This window comes from Rhodococcus sp. NPDC019050 (genome assembly GCF_055664235.1).
The window spans coordinates 75,108-93,312 of the sequence record NZ_JBVOON010000007.1; the positions used below are offsets into that span (position 1 = coordinate 75,108).

Sequence of the window (18,205 nt, forward strand, 5' to 3'; positions counted from 1 at the left end):
ACCATCCATTCCCACCACGGAGGTCTGCAGTGAGTTCACCAGTTCGCACCGCCATCGTCACCGGAGCCGCGCGCGGTATCGGTGCTGCCGTCGCCAAGCGCCTCGCCCAGGACGGACTTCAGGTCGCCGTTCTCGACCTCGACGCCGATGCCTGCGCCGACACGGTCTCCGCCATCGAGGCCGCCGGCGGCAAGGCGCTCGCCGTAGGTGCGAACGTCGCCGACGAAGAATCGGTTGCTGCGGCAGTGGAGAAGGTTGCCACCGAACTCGGCGAGCCCACCGTGCTGATCAACAACGCCGGCATCACCCGCGACAACCTCCTGTTCAAGATGACCGTCGAGGACTGGGACGCCGTCATGGCCGTGCACCTGCGCGGAGCATTCCTCATGTCCCGGGCCACCCAGAAGTACATGGTCGACAACAAGTTCGGCCGGATCGTCAACCTGTCGAGCACGTCGGCGCAGGGCAACCGCGGCCAGGTCAACTATTCGGCGGCCAAGGCGGGCATGCAGGGCTTCACCAAGACGCTGTCCATCGAACTGGGCAAGTTCGGCGTGACCGCCAACGCGATCGCACCGGGATTCATCGAGACCGAGATGACCGCCGCCACCGCCGAGCGCGTCGGCGTGCCGTTCGAGGACTACAAGAAGGCCGCAGCGACCCAGATCCCGGTCGCGCGCGTCGGTAAGCCCGAAGACATCGCACACACCGCCTCGTTCCTCGCGTCCGAGGGCGCGGGGTTCGTTTCCGGGCAGGTCATCTACGTCGCCGGGGGACCGAAGGACTGATCCCCACGTGCCGGACGGCGCCGCGACACCCGAAACTCTCGGGAGTCGCGGCGCTGTCGTCGTATCGGGACGCACTCGACGGCCGGAGCGGCGTCCTGGCTCTGGTGAAACAGCGGTCGAATCGGGGCGGTTTCCGTACAGTCGTAACGACAATGCCGGCCGGTCCGATTTCAGACGGTGAAGGTACGCGCGGCGCGTACTGCGGGAGGCCCGTGGTACGCGTCGATGCCTGCCGTAGCTGTCGCGTTCCATCGGAGGAAGCATGAATGTCGTTGTCTCGCAGTGCAGGGTCCGATGAGAATGCGTGCAGGAGTGCGTGCCTCCGTAGTGGCCGCCGTTGCCGCGGTGAGCATGGTGTGGCCCGGGTCGGCGATGAGCGACACGGTGGTCGACCCCGGTGTCCGATATGTCGCGCTCGGTGATTCGCGCGCTGCGGGACCGTATCTCGACGCCGCCGCCATGATCAATGGATGCGCACGCTCCGATGCCGGATACCCGGCGCGGGTGGCGCACGCGCTTCGCGCAGCGTCGTTCACCAACGTGTCGTGCGCCGGTGCCCGCACCGACAACGTCACGAGAATTCCGCAGGACACGAAAACCGGGCAGGTACCGCGACAGATAGATTTCCTTCCGGCCGACACCACTCTGGTGACCCTCAGCATCGGCGGCAACGACGTCGGATGGCGTGACCTGGCCTCGACGTGCTTCACCGACCTGCCGGGCGGCGACGCACAGTGCCGCAGCAATCCGGACACAGTGACCCGGATGACGGCGGCGCTCGACCGACTCGCCCCGAAGGTGACGGCGACGCTCACCAAGATCCGGCAGAAGGCGCCCGGCGCGCGAGTGCTGCTCGTCGGGCACGGGGGTGTCATCGGCAACCGCGGGTGCTGGCCCAACATCCCCACGAGCGACGCCGACGCTTCCTGGCTCGAGGGCTTCTTCACCCGGATGAACCGTGTCCTCGCCGGTGCGGCCGCGAACACGGGTGCCGAATTCGTGGACGTCGCGGGCGGCGCGGTCGGGCACGATGCTTGTGCCGCCCCCGACCAGCGCTGGTTCGAGGGCCGGCAGTCGCTGTCGCTCGCGGCGCCGCTGCATCCCACGTTGGGCGGCATGCAACACATGGCGAATCGTGTGGTGGCTACGTGGTAGGCGGGTAAGTCCTGCCCGGATGCGGGTGGCTGCGTTGGGAGGATGCGTGCTCGGCGACCGCTGGGGAGTGACCGACGACGAAGTTGCGCGTCGATACCCGTGCGACGACTTCGTTCCCGCTCCGAGTCTCGAGGCGTGGCGAGGCGTCACCGTGTACGCACCACCTGCCGCTGTCTGGCCATGGGTCACTCAGATTCAGGCGGCGCCGTACGCCTACGACTGGATCGACAACGGAGGACGTCGTTCCCCGCAACGCCTCCTCGACCTTCCTCCACCGGCACCGGGCGGGCACTTCACGAAAACGGCGGGTGTTCCCCAAGGACGATTGCTGGCCGTCGAACCACAGGTGCACTACACCGGCAGGATCATGGGTGCCGTTCTGTCCTATGTGCTCGTCCCGTCGGCGTCCCACACCCGGTTGCTGATGAAGATGGTCATGGGCGGGCCGGGTTGGCTGGCTCCCGCGGTTTCCCTCGGCGATCTGGTCATGGCGAGAAGGCAATTGCTGAACCTCAAAGGGCTGGCCGAAGACAGTCCGTCCCAGTGATCTTTGGTTGGTCAGTGCCCGCTGACAGGGAACTATCCCACCAAAGTTGCGGACCGGGTTGCTTCGGCGAGGGTGAGTCGGTGCAGGTCGACCAAAGTGGCCTGATCGAGTCGGGATCCGACGTAGCCGCCGGCGAGGACGAACGCGATCGGGAGGCTTTGTCGACGGCACCAGTCGAAGACGATCTGCTCGATGGCGTCGACGCTGCCGGCGTTCTGGCAGTTCGTCGGCTTGGGGCGGGCGAACTACGGCGTGCTCGAGCGCCTGGACACCATGGAGGCCGGCGCGTCGACAATGCGGGTTTTTTCAGCGTCGACGACATCTCGAAGATCAGTGACGCCGAACTGTACCGGCGGTTGCTCAGCGAGTTTCCCGACTGGCTGACCGCTGCGAAAGGCGCGGGGATCGTCGGCTGAGCCTTACGAGGACGGTACGGCGACGCCGAGGGACAGTGCGCCCAGTGGTTTCGGCGTGCCCTCCTCGTAGAAGGTGTCGAGTTCCCGGATCTCGAAACCCGCGTCGAGGACGAGGCTCGGGATATCGCGAGTGAGGTGACAACCTCCGGCGACCCTTTTCTGGATCGGTTCGAGTCGGTGCTGCCACCGCCGGACGTTCTCGTCGGGAGCAAGACCGTGTTCGACGAAGTGCAACGCACCTCCCGGTGCGAGGACACGACGGACTTCGCGGAGTGCAGCATCGGCGTCGGGGATCGTGCACAACGTCCAGGTGGTCAACGCGCTGTCGAACGTGTCGTCGTCGAACGGCAGCGTCTGCCCGTCCAGACCCGACCTCGCCACGGGTATCTCCGATGCGGCGATCCGCGATCGCGCGAGTTTCCATCCGAGGTCGGCGGGTTCGACAGCACTGACGGATCGGATTGCGTTCGGGTAGTGCGGGATGTTGAGGCCCGACCCGAAACCGATCTCGAGGACCCGGCCGTTCAGTCCGTTGCAGACGCGGCGACGCGACCCTGTCGTCAGCGACGATCCACAGGAAGCATTCACCAATCGCGGAAGGATGCGCTCTCTGTAGAAACCCATGACAACCCTTCGTCGAGTCGGCGCGGACCACGCCTCGTCACCGTTCTACCTGTCCTGGGACCGGTAGGCGGGTGCCTTCGCGGACCCGCTGGGTTCGAGTGTGCGCAACAACGGCATCACACGGAAGGGCACGACCTGCGACAGCACCATGACGCTCGTCGAACGCGTGATGATCGACGACCGGTTCAGTTCGATGAGCGTTTGCTGCAGGCCCTGATGGGAGTCGGCAGCGATTCGGCACAGGATGTCGCCGGTCCCCGTGGTGGCGAACGCTTCCAGCACGCCCGGAATCAACTCCAGCGCTTCACGTATCGTCGCGAGCGCGCCTTGCGCAATTTCCATCGTGACGAAGGCCTGTACGTCGAATCCCGCAGCCGCGAGGTCGAGTCGTGGCTCGTACCCGGCGATCAGGCCACCGTCCTCGAGCCGCCGCAAACGGGCGGACCCGGTGGCTCGGGCGACGCGGAGTCGCCGCGACAATTCGAGCACCCCGATCTTGGGATCGGTGTGGAGGACTTCCAGGAGGGCGAAATCCAACTCGTCGAGCTGCAGGACCTCGCGCATGATCGTGCCTTCCCAACGGGTTCCGGAATCTGTGCCGATTGTATAGCTGAACGGGCCAGTTGCTAGGTATTCGAGTCTGTGCGACCAGTTCGCCGACACGAGATTGCCTCCAGCGCCGACGGGGTTTCTCCTGGTCATATCCGAGGAAGATCGCCATCGCACTTGCGGCAGGAGAAATCGCCATGACTCTCGAACGGGACCTCACCGATACCGAGCGGACCTCTCGTCCGGACCGGGACGAAGCGAGCAGGCTCGTCGGGGCGATCGAGTACGACGGCGCTCACGATCCCTTCCCCGTCAGCGGCTGGGATGCGGTGTCGTGGGTGGTGGGCAACGCAACGCAGGCAGCGCACTTCTACCAGTCCGCGTTCGGTATGGAACTGGTGGCGTACTCCGGGCCCACCACCGGAAACAGCGACCATCACTCCTACGTATTGCGCAGCGGGGCAGTGTGCTTCGTGATCAACGGAGCGGTCGATCCGGACAGCCCGCTGGCCGACCGTCATCGGTTGCACGGAGACGGCGTCGTCGACATCGCACTGCAGGTGCCGGATGTCGATGCGTGCGTCCGGCATGCCCGCGCACAGGGTGCGACGATCCTCGACGAACCGCACGACGTCACCGACGAGCACGGGACGGTTCGCCTCGCCGCCCTCGCGACGTACGGCGACACCCGGCACACGCTGGTCGACCGCTCGCGATATTCGGGCATCTATCTGCCCGGATACGTGGAACGCACCTCCTCGTTCGGTCGACGTGGCGGACCGACGACACGGATGTTCGAGGCCCTCGATCACGTGGTCGGCAATGTCGAACTCGGCCGGATGGACGAATGGGTCGATTTCTACCGGCGCGTCATGGGTTTCACGAACATGGCGGAGTTCATCGGTGACGACATCGCCACCGACTACTCGGCACTGATGAGCAAGGTGGTGTGCAACGGCAATCACCGCGTGAAGTTCCCGCTCAACGAACCGGCGGTCGCGAAGAAGCGCTCTCAGATCGACGAGTATCTCGACTTCTACCGCGGCCCGGGAGCGCAGCACCTCGCCTTGGCGACTCGCGACATCCTCGCCGCAGTTGACCGTATGCGTGATCAAGGCATCGAATTCCTCCCCACACCCGACGCGTACTACGAGGACCCGGAGTTGCGCGCACGGATCGGGGCTGTCCGTGTGCCGGTCGATGAGCTGAAAAGCCGTGGCGTCCTCGTCGATCGCGACGAGGACGGCTACCTGCTCCAGATCTTCACCAAGCCGGTGGGAGACCGCCCGACGGTGTTCTTCGAACTCATCGAGCGGCATGGTTCGGCCGGATTCGGCAAGGGCAACTTCAAGGCGCTGTTCGAGGCGATCGAGCGGGAGCAGGAGGCGCGGGGGAACTTCTGACGACGCGCGCGGTGCGGGCTCGTCACCGGGTGGGAGCAGGGGGTGGCTCCGAGACGATGCCGCGCACCGCGAGTTCGAGCGCGCGCACCGCCAGCGGATCACTTACCCGGTCCAGCCCCAGCAACAGCGCACCGGGTAGGTCCACCACGCAGTATCCGACCATCGTGACAGCGGTGTGGTCCTCCCTGCCCCACTGCTCGTGGGCGAGCCACGTGAGCAGTGAGGTGAGAGCGCGACGCAGTCCGGCCAATTCGTGGCGCTGGGGTTCCGCAAGGTCCAGGGTGGCGAGGTCGTCGAGGGTCACTGCGAGAAGCAGATGTGCACCGAGCTCGTCGCCTTTCGCATAGGCGGCCGGGGCGAGCGCTGCCGCGACGACCGCTTCCGTCGAACCCGCTGTGACCAGGCCGTTTTCGGCGGCATGGCGTTGGAACTCGAGGAACTTCGCCGCCTCACGTGCCCACACGGCGGCAAGGAGTCCGTCCCGCGAACCGAATGCGTTGTAGATGGCTCCGTTCGAGACTCCCGCGGCGTCGCTGAGACCCCGGATCGTCACTCCGGAGGTGCCTCGCCGAACCCACAGTTCTCGCGCGTGATCGAGCAGTTCGTCGAGATCGTGTCGGCGAGGTCGTCCCACGGTGCCCCTGACGGTCGGTTTTCGAGATGCTGCCCGCGTGCGAGTGTGACGCTCAGCCCATCGGCTGACGGAGGGACTCGATCACCGAGCTGAACATCGTCTGCTTGATCGCGCCGAGGGTTCGGCGGTCCTTGCCGGCCAGCGGACGCACGATGTCGGATGCTGCGGACTGCAGGCTGTCGAGGTCTGCGGTGGCGTCGACGAGACCGTCCTGGTGCGCCTGCGGGCCCGGATAGCGATGCCCGCTCGTCATCGCGGTGAGCGCGGTGCGGGGCGGGAGCTTGCTGGTGACGAGCGCGGACATCCCGGGGGTGAACGGGATGTTGATGTCGACTTCCGGGAAGCACAGGTAGCCGCGATCGTGCCGCATGATCCGGTAGTCGTGCGCCATCGCGAGAATGGCCCCTCCTCCGAATGCGTGTCCGTTCAGCGCCGCAACAGTCGGTACGGGCAGGGTGAGGATGCGTGCGAACAGCGCGTGTAGTCGGTCTACGTACGCGGCGTACTCGTCCAGGTGCTGTCCGAGCCAGTCGAGGTCCAGGCCGTTGGAGTAGAACTTGCCGGAACCGATCGTGACCAGTGCCGCGGGCTCGGCGTCGGCTTCGATCTCGTCGAGGCACTTGTCGACGGCGGAGAGCCACTCGGGGCCGAAGCGGTTCTCGCCGTCGCCGAAGTCGAGAGTCCAGACCGGACCCTCCCGAGTGATCGATGGCATGAGGTGACCCCTTTCCGTAGGCAGCTTCCGCAACGACGGTCGCAGAACAGACGGTAACAGAGCGAATGCTCTGAAACGGCGCCCGGTTCAGGGTTCGCCCGCAGTCAGCAGAGTGCGCGGAGTCGGTTGTGGAGGGCCTGCTCGGTCTGCCGGATGGCGGTGCCCACGATCGGCTCGATCAGCTTGCCCAATGCCATCCCTGCCAGTCCGCCCGGCAGTTGATAGGCGAAATCGACGTCGAGTCGGGAACTTCCGTCGCCGATTTCGACGAAGCGCCACGATGAGGCCGAGCGTATTCCTGCTACCGATTCGAGAACGAGGGAACGGCCGAACTCCCATTCCACGACCTCTACCCGGGAGTCGAGGTTCTTGGGCCCCACGCGCATGGTGGCGTCGTAGACGGCTCCCAGTCCGCTGACCTGCGGTCCGACAGGTTCGAATCGCGTAATTCCGAACATCCAGTCGGGGACGGTTCGGTGGTCGTCGACGTAGGCGAAGGCGACGTCGACGGGTATTTCGGCGGTCGCGCTGTGGCGGAGGTGAATCATTGCACCGGTCCTTCGAGGGATGAGTGCGACGGAGGGTACGGCTTTCCGCAACGGCGGGACAGGGGGAATCCCTAATCCGTTGCCTCAACGCTGCAACAGTGCTTGACTTCGGCGTGACGCACATCACAATTACCCTGCTCAGGAGGTCCCGGTGAAGACGAAAGCGGCAGTGATCAAAGGAATCGACCGCCCGTGGGAGATCGAAGAGATCGATCTCGGTGACCCTGTGGCAGGTGAGGTGCAGGTCCGGCTCGCCGCCTCCGGCCTCTGCCACTCGGACGAGCATCTCCGCACCGGTGCGACGCCGCTTCCGTTCTTCCCGGTTCTGGGCGGTCACGAGGGCGCTGGGGTCGTCACCAAGGTCGGGCCGGGTGTGACGACCCTCGAAGAGGGTGACCACGTCGTCCTCGCGTTCATCCCCGCATGCGGGCGCTGTCGGGCATGCGCCAAGGGCTTGCAGAACATCTGCGACGAGGGAGCGGGGCTGCTGACCGGGCAGGCGATCTCGGACAAGAGTTACCGCGTGAGCCTGAACGGTGACCCGGTGCTGCAGATGTGCCTGCTCGGCACCTTCGCTCCGTACGTCACCGTCAACGAAGCCTCGGTCGTCAAGATCGAGAAAGACATTCCGCTCGACAAGGCCGCGCTGCTCGGCTGTGGAGTCGCCACGGGATGGGGCTCGGCGACGGAGATCGGCGGAACCAAGCTCGGAGACACCGTCGTCGTCGTGGGCATCGGCGGCGTCGGTATCAACTCCGTGCAGGGTGCCGCCCACGCGGGTGCCCGATTCGTCGTCGCGATCGATCCGGTCGAGTACAAGCGGCAGAAGGCCAAGGAGTTCGGTGCGACGCACACCTTCGGGTCGCTCGAGGAGGCCGCACCGGTGATCGGCGAGATCACTTGGGGTGCAATGGCAAACGTCACCATCATCACCGTCGGTGAGATTCACGGTGACATCATCGCGCCCGCTCTCGGGGTCACGGCCAAGGGCGGTCAGGTGGTCGTCGTGGGTATGGGCGACGCGGCCGACACACAGGTGACGATGAGCCTGTTCGAGCTGACGTTGCTCCAGAAGAGGGTGCAGGGCGCCATCTTCGGCGGTACCGGTCCGCGCGCGCAGATTCCGAAGCTGCTCGACCTCTATCGCAACAAGCAACTCGATCTCGACGGTCTCGTCACCACCACCTACCGGCTCGAGGACATCAACCAGGGTTACGCGGACATGCGCGACGGCAAGAACCTGCGCGGCGTCATCCTGTACGGCGACGACGACTACTGACCTCGCCCGTCCGGCGTGGTCGCCGGGGGCCGTCCCCTACGGTGTTGTCCATGGACATGCACGAGGATTCGGTCTCCGGCGACGTCGGGTCGTGGCGTCGTTACAGACCACCGACCCTGCCGAAACCTCTTGCGGCAGCGCTCGAGGCATTCGCCGAACGGGGATACGACGGGACGTCGATCCGAGAGATCGCATCGAGGTCCGGACTGTCGGTCCCGGGTCTGTATCACCACTATCCGTCGAAGCAGGCGTTGCTCGTCTCGCTCACCACCACGGTCATGCACGACCTGCTCGACCGAAGTCGACGGGCGCTCGCCGAGGCGGGGCCGACACCGTCGGAGAGGTTCGACGCCGTCGTCGAATCGCTGCTGCGATTCCACATGGTGCGCCGCGACCAGGCATTCGTGGCGTCCACCGAGATGCGCAGTATGGAACCTGCAAGTCGTGCTGCCTTCGTCGCGTTGCGCGACGAACAGCAGCGCATGATCGACGAGATCGTCGAGGACGGCGTCGCGACCGGGGTGTTCACCACGCCGTTTCCCAAGGACGCGAGCAGAGCGGTGACGACGATGTGCGTCGGTGTCGCGAGTTGGTACCGCCCGGACGGCCCGCTCACTCCGGACGAGATCGTCGATCGGTACCTGGTCATCGCGCGGAGCACGGTCGGAGCGCGATAGAGCCGGGGTTGACCCCGCGCCACACTGTGTGTCACGGTGACAGCCGTCACCGAGCGATCGATCGGTCGGTATGGAAGGAGTCAGCATGTCGGTAGACCTGTCCTACCCGGAGCACGTCCAGGACCTCGTCACCCGAACCGAAACGTTCGTGCGTGATGAAGTCCTCCCTGTCGAAGACGCTCACGGGGGCGACATCGCGGCGGCCGGCGGCGACTCTGCGCGCACGCAGTTGCAGGCGGCAGCCAAGGCGGCCGGCATCTTCGCTCCGCACGCTCCGGTCGAGTACGGCGGACAGGGCCTCGGCATGGTCGACCGCGCGCCGGTATTCGAAGCGGCGGGCTACTCCCTCTTCGGGCCGATCGCGCTGAATATCGCCGCGCCCGACGAGGGCAACGTGCACATGCTCGCTCACATCGCCGACGACGACCAGAAGCGCCGGTTCCTCGCGCCGCTCGCGGCCGGCGACGTGCGGTCTGCCTTCGCCATGACCGAACCGGCGCCCGGTGCCGGTGCCGACCCGAACGCTCTCACCACTCGCGCCGAGAAAGTCGCCGGCGGCTGGAAGATCAACGGGCGCAAGCATTTCATCACCGGAGCGGACGGCGCCGGATTCTTCATCATCATGGCGCGTACCTCCGGAGAACCCGGGCAGCGAGGCGGTGCCACCATGTTCCTCGCTCCCGCGGATTCCGACGGACTGAAGGTCGGGCGCCACATCAACACCCTCGACAAGGCGATGATCGGTGGCCACTGCGAGGTCGACTTCGACGACCTGTTCGTCCCCGACTCCGCCGTGCTCGGTGAAGTGGACCAAGGATTCGCGTACGCGCAGGTGCGGCTCGGCCCAGCACGGATGACGCACGTGATGCGATGGCTCGGTGCTGCACGCCGTGGTCACGACACGGCACTTCGTTACGTCGCCGACCGCGAAGGATTCGGCTCGAAACTCGGTGACCTCGGCATGATCCAGAAGATGGTCGCCGACAACGAGATCGATATCGCCGCCACCCGCGCCCTGCTGGTCCGGGCGTGCTGGGAACTCGACCAGGGATCTCACGCGGCCAACGCCACCTCGATCGCCAAGACCTTTGCCGCCGAGGCCGTCTTCCGGATCGTCGACCGCTCGATGCAGATGTGCGGCGGCCTCGGGGTTTCCGAAGACCTGCCCCTCGCAAGGCTTTCGCGCGAGATCCGCCCGTTCCGTGTCTACGACGGTCCGTCCGAGGTGCATCGCTGGGCTATCGCCAAGCGTGCCGTCGGTGCCGCTCGCAAGGCGACCGCAGCCGAGGGCGTCGCGAAATGACCACGGCACACAAAGGACTGGACCTTGCTGCTCTCGAGCGGTTCCTACGCGAATCCGGAGTCCCGGTCGACGGTGAACTCCGCGCGGAACTGATTTCCGGTGGCAAATCGAATCTCACCTACGGCATCCTCGACGGTACGTCCCACTGGGTGCTTCGTCGCCCGCCCACCGCGGGGTTGACTCCGTCGGCACACGACGTGGCCCGCGAATACCGCATCACCTCGGCGTTGCAGGACAGCGCGGTGCCCGTCGCGCGCACCGTCGCACTGTGCGAGGACGACTCCGTGATGGGCGCACCCTTCACCGTGGTCGAGCACGTGAACGGACGAGTCGTGCGCAGCAAGGACGACCTCGACTCCCTGACGGACGGCAAAGTGGTGCGCTGCACCGAAGAACTCGTGCGCGTCCTCGCTGCTCTCCACGACGTCGACTACGAGGCGGCAGGATTGAGCGGATTCGGCCGCCCCGACGGTTACGTCACCCGCCAGGTGAAGCTGTGGGCAGGCCAATGGGGAAGGGTCAAAACCCGCGAACTGCCGGACATCGAGCGATTGCACGCCACCCTGGCGGACTCGATCCCGGAATCGCCCGCTGCCTCGATCGTGCACGGCGACTACCGCATCGACAACACCATTCTCGCCGCGCAGGACACCGGACGAGTTGTAGCCGTGGTGGATTGGGAACTGTCCACTCTCGGCGACCCGTTGACCGACCTCGCCATGATGTGCGTGTACCGGCATCCCGCGCTCGACGAGGTGCTCGGGTTTCCGGCTGCGTGGACGAGCGACCGGTTGCCGTCCGCAGACGAGCTCGTGCAGCACTATGCGGTCGCGTCGGGGCGTGACATCGCGCACTGGGATTTCTACATGGGCCTGGCGTATTTCAAGCTGGCCGTGATCGCGGAAGGCATCAACCACCGCTGGCGTGCGGGTGCGACCGTCGGCGACGGTTTCGATCGTGCGGGCGACGCCGTCCCCGCACTCGTTGCCGCAGGACTCGAATCTTCGAAGGGAACGGCATCGTGACCGCGAGCGCACTGGTTACGGGCGCGACACGGGGTATCGGGCTCGGTGTCGCCACACGCCTGGCGGAACGTGGTTTCTTGCTGACCATTTCGGCTCGTCACGCAGATCGCCTCGGTGACGTTGCGGCACAACTCCGTGAAGCAGGGGCGAAAGAAGTGCGCACGGTCGCGGCCGATCTTGCCGACCCCGAAGCACCGGCACAGATCGTCGATGCTCACGCAGACGCGTTCGGATCGATGAAGGCGCTGATCCTCAACGCCGGCGTCGGCACCGCCGGAACCATCGCCGAGTTCCCGGCGCGCCGCTTCGACAAGACCGTAGCCGTCAATCTCAACGCTCCGTTCGCCTTGATGCAGGCGGCGTTGCCGTTGCTGCGGTCCGGCGCAGAGGCAGATCCCGGCCGCGGCGCCAAAGTGATTGCGCTCGCGTCGATCGCAGGCGTGTATGCCGAAGCCGGACTCGCGGCCTACGGTGCGACGAAAGCCGCGCTGATCTCGCTGGTGGAGACCCTCAACGCAGAGGAATCGGGCAACGGTGTGACGGCGTCGGCGATCGCCCCCGGCTACGTCGACACCGACATGTCCGATTGGATCAAGGACCGCATTCCGGCAGACGAGATGATCGAGGTGGCCGATGTCGTCGAACTCGTCGATGCGCTGCTGAAGTTGTCGTCGCGCGCGGTGCTGCCGCGCCTCGTGGTCAGTCGTGCGGGAACGAGCCTGTACAGCGCCTGATCGACGGGGATCGAAGCGGAAACCGGACGCGCATCGAAAATTCGGTGCAAGATGAGCGCCATGCCCACTGTCGACTCCCGGAAGTCCCTGACGAAACGTGTTCGCAGGTCAGCGGTTTTCGCCTCTGTTGTGGTCGGCTCGGCTCTGGCGCAGTGTGCCGTCGCCGCTGCGGGCGTGACCATTCCGTTCCAGATCGACCCGGCGCCGTACGGGAATCCGAACGGAAGCTTCGACGTACCCCCGATCCGCTGCGCAGCGGTTGTCGGCGAACAACCCGGAGCGGTGACGATCACGGGCGGTAAGGAGGACCGGTGGGGCTGTCCGCTGTCCTCCACCGTGAACTGGCTGAACCTGTCGACCGGTGCGGCAGGTTCGGCCCGGCTGTCGGACGGACTGCACGGATTCCCTGCCGAGGCCACGCTGCAGACCGGGGCCGGGCAGGTTGCCGTCCTCGTCGTATCCAGCCCTGGGCTCACGACCCCGGGCGTTGCGACCTTCTTCGTTCCGTAGTCGAACGGGGAGTCCGCGTCGTGCAGTCCGGATCGTCGTGCACTCCGACAGGCGTGTCACTCCTCCTCCGCGTTCTCCTTCTCCTCCCCGCGCCGACGGAGGAAGTTGAACCCGGGCACTCCGGTGATGGCTTGCCGGAGGTCCTTGACGACGCAGAGCAACTCGTGGATCTCGGGTGACACCGTGTCGAGCGTGCCGAGAATCGGCATGATCATGTTCATCCGCTCGGCCAGTTCGGGAAGCCTGTCGAGCATGGCGATCGCCGCGTGTACCTCCGCCGGCGACAACTCCTCGACGAACTGGGACGCGAGCGGCGCGGCTTGTCGTGCGAGAGGTCCGTACGTGTCGAGCAATTCGCCGGCGACGTCGGCACTTCGTCCGGCGGAGTCGATGATCGTCCGGGCATCCCCGGCGACGACGGCGACCTCCCCGACGACTGTCCGGGCCTGTCCGGCGACGGTGTCGACGTCTCCGACGATGGTCTCGGCTCGGGTGGCGACGGTGCCGACCTGTCCGACGATGATCTGGGCTTGTCCGGCGATCGCATCGACGTCTGCAACGACCGACGTCGTCGACGCGATGATCGCCTCGACCTGAGCGACCGCCACAGCGGCATCGCTGACCACGGCCTCGACGCGGCGGATCAGGGACTCGACATTGTCGAGAAGCGCCTCGGCGCGGGCGGGCACCGACACCGCGAACGTGGCGGTGGCGACTGTGCGCTCGACCACCGTGCGCGTGACACCGAGAAGGGAGCCGAAGAGAGGGGCAACGGGTAAGGCGATCATCTTGCCATCTTTCACCACGACGTCCCCGGCGCGACGGCAACCTCACGTTTCGGTCGTCCCGTGCGTCTACCCGATGTGGACCTTGCATCGGATGGAAGGATCGAACCCGTGACCGCATCGCGCACGCACACCCTGATCGACACCCCGATCGGCGACTTGACGTTGGTCAATACCGACGGTGTCCTGTCGGGCTTGTACATGGTGGAGCACCGTCCTTCCCCCGACCGCACCTCATTCGGGCCCCGGACCACCGAGGGGTTCGACGCGGCGCGCGCCCAGTTGGATGAGTACTTCGCAGGTGAGCGCACCCGCTTCACCATTCCGCTCGCACCGGCCGGCACCGACTTCCAACGGACGGTGTGGGCGGCGTTGACCGAGATCGAGTACGGCACCACCTGCACCTACACCGCCGTTGCTGCCGCGGTGGGACGGCCGACCGCGGTCCGCGCGGTTGCCGCAGCGAACGCTCGGAACCCGCTGTGCATCGTGGTTCCGTGCCATCGGGTCATCGGGAGCAGTGGCAAGCTCACCGGATATGCCGGGGGTATCGACCGCAAGCGCCTCCTGCTTGACCGGGAAGCGGCGTTTCGGAGGGCGCGGGCAACTCATGCCCCCGTCTGAGGCAACGGAGCACACACACCTGCCCCCTTTCGAGCGGGTGGTTGCCGACCACGGTCCGACCGTCTTGCGGGTGTGCCGGGCTCTGCTGGGCGCGACCGACGCGGACGACGCGTGGTCCGAGACCTTCCTTGCGGCGTTGCGCGCGTATCCCGACCTGCGGCCGGGCAGCAATATCGAAGCCTGGCTCGTCACCATCGCCCATCGCAAGGCGATCGACGTGCACAGGTTGCGGGGTCGTACACCCGTACCGACGGAGACCGTGCCCGAGCGCCCCGCGACGGTAGGGTTGCCGGGAACAGGTGACGACCAATTGTGGTCAGCGGTTGCTGCGCTGCCGTTCACGCAGCGGGCAGCGCTGGTGTATCACTACGTGGGTGGGTTGCCGTACGCCGAGATCGGCGTGATTCTCGGGAACAGCGCCGATGCGGCCCGAAGGGCTGCCGCCGACGGCCGGGAGGCATTACGACGCTACTACCACGCCGAAACAGGAAGCCGCTCATGAACTTTCCTATTCCGTCGGTGTCGACCTCCGACCTGGCCTGGTTGCACGACAGACTCGTCGTCGACGCGGAAGCTGCGGGGTTGCTGGATGTCGCGTACCGCGTTGTCGATACGCCGGTGGGTCCGTTGCTGTTGGCGTCCACCACGGTGGGGCTCGTGAAGGTGGCATTCGTCGCGGACGGCGAGGATGTCGTGCTCGACGAGTTGGCCCGTCGGATCGGCCCGCGCATTCTCGACGCACCCGCCCGCCTCGACGATGCGGTACGTCAGCTCGGCGAATACTTCGACGGCACTCGTACAGCGTTCGATCTCCCTCTCGACTTCCGCCTCGCGAAGGGCTTTCGGCGGGAGGTGATCTCGCGACTCGACGACATCGATTACGGACGCACCGCCAGCTATGCGGAGGTTGCCGCATCGGCAGGAAGCCCTCGGGCGGTGCGTGCGGTAGGGACGGCCTGCGCGAAAAACCCCTTGCCGGTGGTTCTCCCGTGTCATCGGGTTGTCCGCACCGACGGAGGGCTCGGGCAGTACGTGGGCGGCGTAGAAGCCAAGCAGATCCTGCTCCGGCTCGAAGCCGCCGCGTGATCACCACTACCCGGCTGGCGATGACGCTGCCGTTTTCGGTGGGTCCACTCGTTGCCACCTTGCGGAGACATGCGGTTCCGGGGCACGAGCGTCACGATGCGGCCACCGGGAGTCACTGTGTTGCGCTGCGCACCGCGCACGGCACTGCGACGGTGGCCGTGACACTCCGCGCCGACACCGGATACGTGGTGGTCCGGATCGATGCGCCGCACCGAGCCGATGTCGCGGATGTCGAATCGATCGTGCGCCGTTGGCTCGACCTCGACACCGACCCGGTCGTCGTCGATGCTGCGCTTTCCACAGATCCTGTTCTTGCTCCACTGGTGCGCGCCCGTCCCGGCCTGCGGGTACTCGGCAGTACCGACTGGTTCACCACGGCCGTGCAGACGATCCTCGGGCAACAGGTGAGTGTCGCGGCAGCAGCCACTTTCGCGGGGCGCCTCGTCGCGGCGTTCGGCGACGACGCGCCGGGTGGATTGCGTTGCTCTCCGACACCGCAACGGATCGCTTCCCTCGACCCGGAGGAATTGCGTGCGGCGATAGGCACCACACGGTCACGAGGGAACACCCTGCTTGTCTTGGCTCGCGCGGTATGCGACGGCCTCGATCCCGCGTCGGCGTCCTTTTCCCGTGATCTGCTCGCGCTGCCCGGAATCGGGCCGTGGACCGTCGACTATCTCGCCCTGCGAACCGGCGACCGCGATGCGTACCCCGCCGGTGACCTTGTGCTCCGGCGCGCCCTCGAGGTCGGCACCGCACGCGAAGCGACTGCGCTCGCGGCACAGTGGCGACCGTGGCGTGCCTACGCGGTTGCTCATCTGTGGGCGCATGCAACATTGAATCGGCACCCGTAACGCCCGAACGCACGTATTCTTCGACCAGTCCGGAATGTGCCAGCAGTCCGTCAGCAGTACCCGAGACGGGGGTGTAGACCGCCATGTCGACGAAGCCACGCGTCACGTCCGGTCTGTTGTGGCGGTGTATCGCGTGCGTGACAGTTGCCGTCACGGCCATGGTTCTCGGCGCGGGCAGCAGTGTGGCACAGCCGATCCCGGAGCCTCTGCCTTCGCAGGATCCGTTCTACACCTACGACGGTCCGCTGGCCGATGTCGCTCCTGGCACGATCCTTCGCTCCAGGCCGTCGGTGTTTGCCGCACCGGGCGTGACCACACCGATCGCCAGCACGCAGGTGCTCTACCGCACCACCGACCAGCAGGATGAGCCGATCGTCACGGTTGCGACAGTGCTGCAGCCGCTCACACCTGGTCCCGCCAAGCTCATTTCGTTCCACATGGCGTACGACGCACTCGGATCCGAGTGCGATCCCTCCTATACGTTGAGCGGGAACAACGACAGGGCTGGTGTGTCGCTTGCGGAACAGGCCGTCATCGCCGGGTACGTCGCTGCGGGATACACCGTCGTGGCACCCGATTACGAAGGGCCGGAACTGGAGTGGACGGTCGGGCGCGAATCGGCGTACGCAGCGCTCGACGGAATCAGGGCTACCGAAGAACTGCTGGCACTTCCCGATTCGACGCCTGTCGGCCTGATCGGCTACTCCGGCGGTTCGGTACCGACCCAGTGGGGCGCCGAGGTGGCACCGAGTTACGCGCCGGAACTGAACATCATCGGCGCTGCCGCCGGCGGCGTGCCGGTCGATCTCGCACACAACCTGCCCTACGTCAGCGGTAGTGCCAAGTGGGCAGGTGTGATTCCGGCTCTGGTTGTCGCCTACCAACGGACGTACGACCTCGACACGGAGGCGTTTCTCTCCGCGCGAGGCAAGCAGGTTGTCGCCGAGGTAGCCAACCGGTGCATTGCCGAGTTCGCGTCCGACTATCCGGGACTCACCGACGCGGATATGGTTCGTGCGCCCTATCGGTCGCTGCTCGAAGTCCGTGAAGTGGCGATCGCGATCAACGACAACATCATGGGCACCGCCGGTACTCCGCTCGTTCCGATGTTCCTGGCTGTCGGCCACAGCGACCCCATCGGCGACACCATCATGGTGACCGGCGACGTCGAAGGGCTTGCCCATACGTACTGCACTCGCGGAGTCGCGGTGGCCTATTCCCAGTACGACGGCCTCGACCACGAGGAGGCATTCGTTCCGTTCCAGGCGCAGGCGGCCGAGTTCCTGAACAGTCGCTTCGCCGGCGACAACGTCCGAAACGACTGTGCCTCGATCGGAGTCGGAAATTCGCTCGCGCCTGTTCCGGTGCCCGCAGGCTGATGTCAGGGCCTCAGGTTCCTCCGGACCGTGCCGCGTGCGACTAGGCGAGTGCGAAGACCGGGAAACCTGGTGCGATAGCCGCCAACTCGTCATCGCTGGAGTTTTTGGTGACACCGTCGAAAAATTTCCCGACTTCCCAGCCCCACCGTTGCAGATACTCGCGCAGCACCGGGATCTTGTCGGCGTCCGCAACTTCGGAGGCGCTGAATTCTTCGACGCGACGCCCGAGGCGAAGTTCCCCGGTGCCGGCTACCCGCAGATTGCGCACCCATTGCGTGTGGCCGCGCGGGGCGACGAGGTAGCGCCTGCCGTCGGAGGTGGTCAGCACATTGACCATGGTGGTGCGCCATTCGCCGCTTTTCCTGCCGCGCACTGCAAGCAGGCGAGAGCCCGCGACGCTGATTCCGAGCTTGGGAAGTGTGTTGAAGAACCGGTTCATGATCGAGTCCAGTCCGGTGGGACCGATGTAGCGGGTGGAGGCATCCATGACGTTTCCTCACTCTCATTCAGAGAGCGGTGCTCTCTGTTGAGAGCCAGTGTGCGCCGGTTGGCGGGGCAGAGTCAAGAGCA

Annotated in this window: 22 protein-coding genes and 1 pseudogene; 16 read left to right on the plus strand and 7 right to left on the minus strand. The window is 65.9% G+C overall.

All coding sequences use genetic code 11. From position 1 onward, the window contains the following. The first annotated feature begins 29 nt into the window (after positions 1–29). From fabG to AC0B44_RS10190, 4 genes and pseudogenes are all read left to right on the plus strand, one after another. Positions 30–788 carry a 3-oxoacyl-ACP reductase FabG gene (gene fabG / locus AC0B44_RS10175; RefSeq protein ID WP_471902772.1) on the plus strand — a complete coding sequence of 253 codons (759 nt, stop codon included), beginning with the start codon at positions 30–32 and terminating at the stop codon, positions 786–788. A 300-nt stretch (positions 789–1,088) separates the two neighbouring features. Continuing rightward, positions 1,089–1,943: an SGNH/GDSL hydrolase family protein gene (locus AC0B44_RS10180; protein WP_471902773.1), complete on the plus strand. Its 855-nt coding sequence runs from the start codon at positions 1,089–1,091 to the stop codon at positions 1,941–1,943. Positions 1,944–1,968: 25 nt separating this feature from the next. Continuing rightward, entirely contained in the window at positions 1,969–2,490 is a 522-nt protein-coding gene (locus AC0B44_RS10185; RefSeq protein WP_471902774.1) for a polyketide cyclase, read from the plus strand. 195 nt (positions 2,491–2,685) lie between these two features. Next, positions 2,686–2,906: pseudogene (locus tag AC0B44_RS10190) on the plus strand (VWA domain-containing protein); the annotation flags it as partial. A 3-nt stretch (positions 2,907–2,909) separates the two neighbouring features. Here AC0B44_RS10190 and AC0B44_RS10195 read toward each other — a convergent pair. Continuing rightward, positions 2,910–3,530, minus strand: coding sequence for a class I SAM-dependent methyltransferase (locus tag AC0B44_RS10195; protein WP_471902775.1), 621 nt, complete (start codon positions 3,528–3,530; stop codon positions 2,910–2,912). A 45-nt stretch (positions 3,531–3,575) separates the two neighbouring features. After that, a complete protein-coding gene (locus tag AC0B44_RS10200; protein WP_471902776.1) occupies positions 3,576–4,094 on the minus strand; it encodes an Lrp/AsnC family transcriptional regulator in 519 nt (172 codons plus the stop codon). A gap of 182 nt (positions 4,095–4,276) precedes the next feature. Between AC0B44_RS10200 and hppD the strand changes: the two genes are divergently transcribed. Further along, positions 4,277–5,482, plus strand: coding sequence for a 4-hydroxyphenylpyruvate dioxygenase (gene hppD / locus AC0B44_RS10205; RefSeq protein WP_471902777.1), 1,206 nt, complete (start codon positions 4,277–4,279; stop codon positions 5,480–5,482). A gap of 22 nt (positions 5,483–5,504) precedes the next feature. On the opposite strand, the gene AC0B44_RS10210 is transcribed toward hppD, so the two are convergent. The 3 genes from AC0B44_RS10210 to AC0B44_RS10220 form a co-directional block, all read right to left on the minus strand. After that, the gene (locus tag AC0B44_RS10210) at positions 5,505–6,116 is read right to left on the minus strand and encodes a TetR family transcriptional regulator (protein WP_471902778.1); all 612 of its coding nucleotides are present in this window, start codon (positions 6,114–6,116) and stop codon (positions 5,505–5,507) included. A 52-nt stretch (positions 6,117–6,168) separates the two neighbouring features. Further along, complete coding sequence (locus AC0B44_RS10215; protein WP_471902779.1) at positions 6,169–6,831, minus strand: enoyl-CoA hydratase/isomerase family protein; 663 nt, start codon at positions 6,829–6,831, stop codon at positions 6,169–6,171. A gap of 104 nt (positions 6,832–6,935) precedes the next feature. Continuing rightward, positions 6,936–7,379: an SRPBCC family protein gene (locus AC0B44_RS10220; RefSeq protein ID WP_471902780.1), complete on the minus strand. Its 444-nt coding sequence runs from the start codon at positions 7,377–7,379 to the stop codon at positions 6,936–6,938. 151 nt (positions 7,380–7,530) lie between these two features. Here AC0B44_RS10220 and AC0B44_RS10225 point away from each other — a divergent pair, with 151 nt between their 5' ends. From AC0B44_RS10225 to AC0B44_RS10250, 6 genes are all read left to right on the plus strand, one after another. Beyond that, positions 7,531–8,658: an NDMA-dependent alcohol dehydrogenase gene (locus AC0B44_RS10225; protein ID WP_471902781.1), complete on the plus strand. Its 1,128-nt coding sequence runs from the start codon at positions 7,531–7,533 to the stop codon at positions 8,656–8,658. Between the two features lie 50 nt (positions 8,659–8,708). Continuing rightward, a complete protein-coding gene (locus AC0B44_RS10230; RefSeq protein WP_471902782.1) occupies positions 8,709–9,335 on the plus strand; it encodes a TetR/AcrR family transcriptional regulator in 627 nt (208 codons plus the stop codon). A gap of 85 nt (positions 9,336–9,420) precedes the next feature. Next, entirely contained in the window at positions 9,421–10,638 is a 1,218-nt protein-coding gene (locus AC0B44_RS10235; RefSeq protein ID WP_471902783.1) for an acyl-CoA dehydrogenase family protein, read from the plus strand. Continuing rightward, positions 10,635–11,663 carry a phosphotransferase family protein gene (locus AC0B44_RS10240; RefSeq protein WP_471902784.1) on the plus strand — a complete coding sequence of 343 codons (1,029 nt, stop codon included), beginning with the start codon at positions 10,635–10,637 and terminating at the stop codon, positions 11,661–11,663. The genes AC0B44_RS10235 and AC0B44_RS10240 overlap by 4 nt, the downstream gene beginning before the upstream one ends. Continuing rightward, positions 11,660–12,397 carry an SDR family NAD(P)-dependent oxidoreductase gene (locus AC0B44_RS10245; protein ID WP_471902785.1) on the plus strand — a complete coding sequence of 246 codons (738 nt, stop codon included), beginning with the start codon at positions 11,660–11,662 and terminating at the stop codon, positions 12,395–12,397. The genes AC0B44_RS10240 and AC0B44_RS10245 overlap by 4 nt, the downstream gene beginning before the upstream one ends. Positions 12,398–12,457: 60 nt before the next feature. Next, positions 12,458–12,907, plus strand: a complete 450-nt coding sequence (locus AC0B44_RS10250) for a hypothetical protein (protein ID WP_471902786.1) — start codon at positions 12,458–12,460, stop codon at positions 12,905–12,907. 56 nt (positions 12,908–12,963) lie between these two features. On the opposite strand, the gene AC0B44_RS10255 is transcribed toward AC0B44_RS10250, so the two are convergent. Further along, positions 12,964–13,695: a ribulose 1,5-bisphosphate carboxylase large subunit gene (locus AC0B44_RS10255; protein WP_471902787.1), complete on the minus strand. Its 732-nt coding sequence runs from the start codon at positions 13,693–13,695 to the stop codon at positions 12,964–12,966. A gap of 108 nt (positions 13,696–13,803) precedes the next feature. Between AC0B44_RS10255 and AC0B44_RS10260 the strand changes: the two genes are divergently transcribed. The 5 genes from AC0B44_RS10260 to AC0B44_RS10280 all read left to right on the plus strand — a co-directional run bounded on the left by AC0B44_RS10260 (position 13,804) and on the right by AC0B44_RS10280 (position 17,635). Beyond that, positions 13,804–14,316: a methylated-DNA--[protein]-cysteine S-methyltransferase gene (locus AC0B44_RS10260; protein WP_471902788.1), complete on the plus strand. Its 513-nt coding sequence runs from the start codon at positions 13,804–13,806 to the stop codon at positions 14,314–14,316. Beyond that, positions 14,303–14,818, plus strand: a complete 516-nt coding sequence (locus AC0B44_RS10265; protein ID WP_471902789.1) for an RNA polymerase sigma factor — start codon at positions 14,303–14,305, stop codon at positions 14,816–14,818. Before AC0B44_RS10260 ends, AC0B44_RS10265 begins: the two co-directional genes overlap by 14 nt. Next, positions 14,815–15,402: a methylated-DNA--[protein]-cysteine S-methyltransferase gene (locus tag AC0B44_RS10270; protein ID WP_471902790.1), complete on the plus strand. Its 588-nt coding sequence runs from the start codon at positions 14,815–14,817 to the stop codon at positions 15,400–15,402. The genes AC0B44_RS10265 and AC0B44_RS10270 overlap by 4 nt, the downstream gene beginning before the upstream one ends. A 20-nt stretch (positions 15,403–15,422) precedes the next feature. After that, positions 15,423–16,256, plus strand: a complete 834-nt coding sequence (locus AC0B44_RS10275; RefSeq protein WP_471902791.1) for a DNA-3-methyladenine glycosylase family protein — start codon at positions 15,423–15,425, stop codon at positions 16,254–16,256. A gap of 83 nt (positions 16,257–16,339) precedes the next feature. Next, positions 16,340–17,635 (plus strand): lipase family protein, encoded by a 1,296-nt coding sequence (locus AC0B44_RS10280; RefSeq protein ID WP_471902792.1) that lies wholly within the window; start codon positions 16,340–16,342, stop codon positions 17,633–17,635. A gap of 40 nt (positions 17,636–17,675) precedes the next feature. Here AC0B44_RS10280 and AC0B44_RS10285 read toward each other — a convergent pair whose 3' ends face one another. Next, entirely contained in the window at positions 17,676–18,122 is a 447-nt protein-coding gene (locus AC0B44_RS10285) for a nitroreductase/quinone reductase family protein (protein WP_169622848.1), read from the minus strand. Positions 18,123–18,205: the final 83 nt, after the last annotated feature.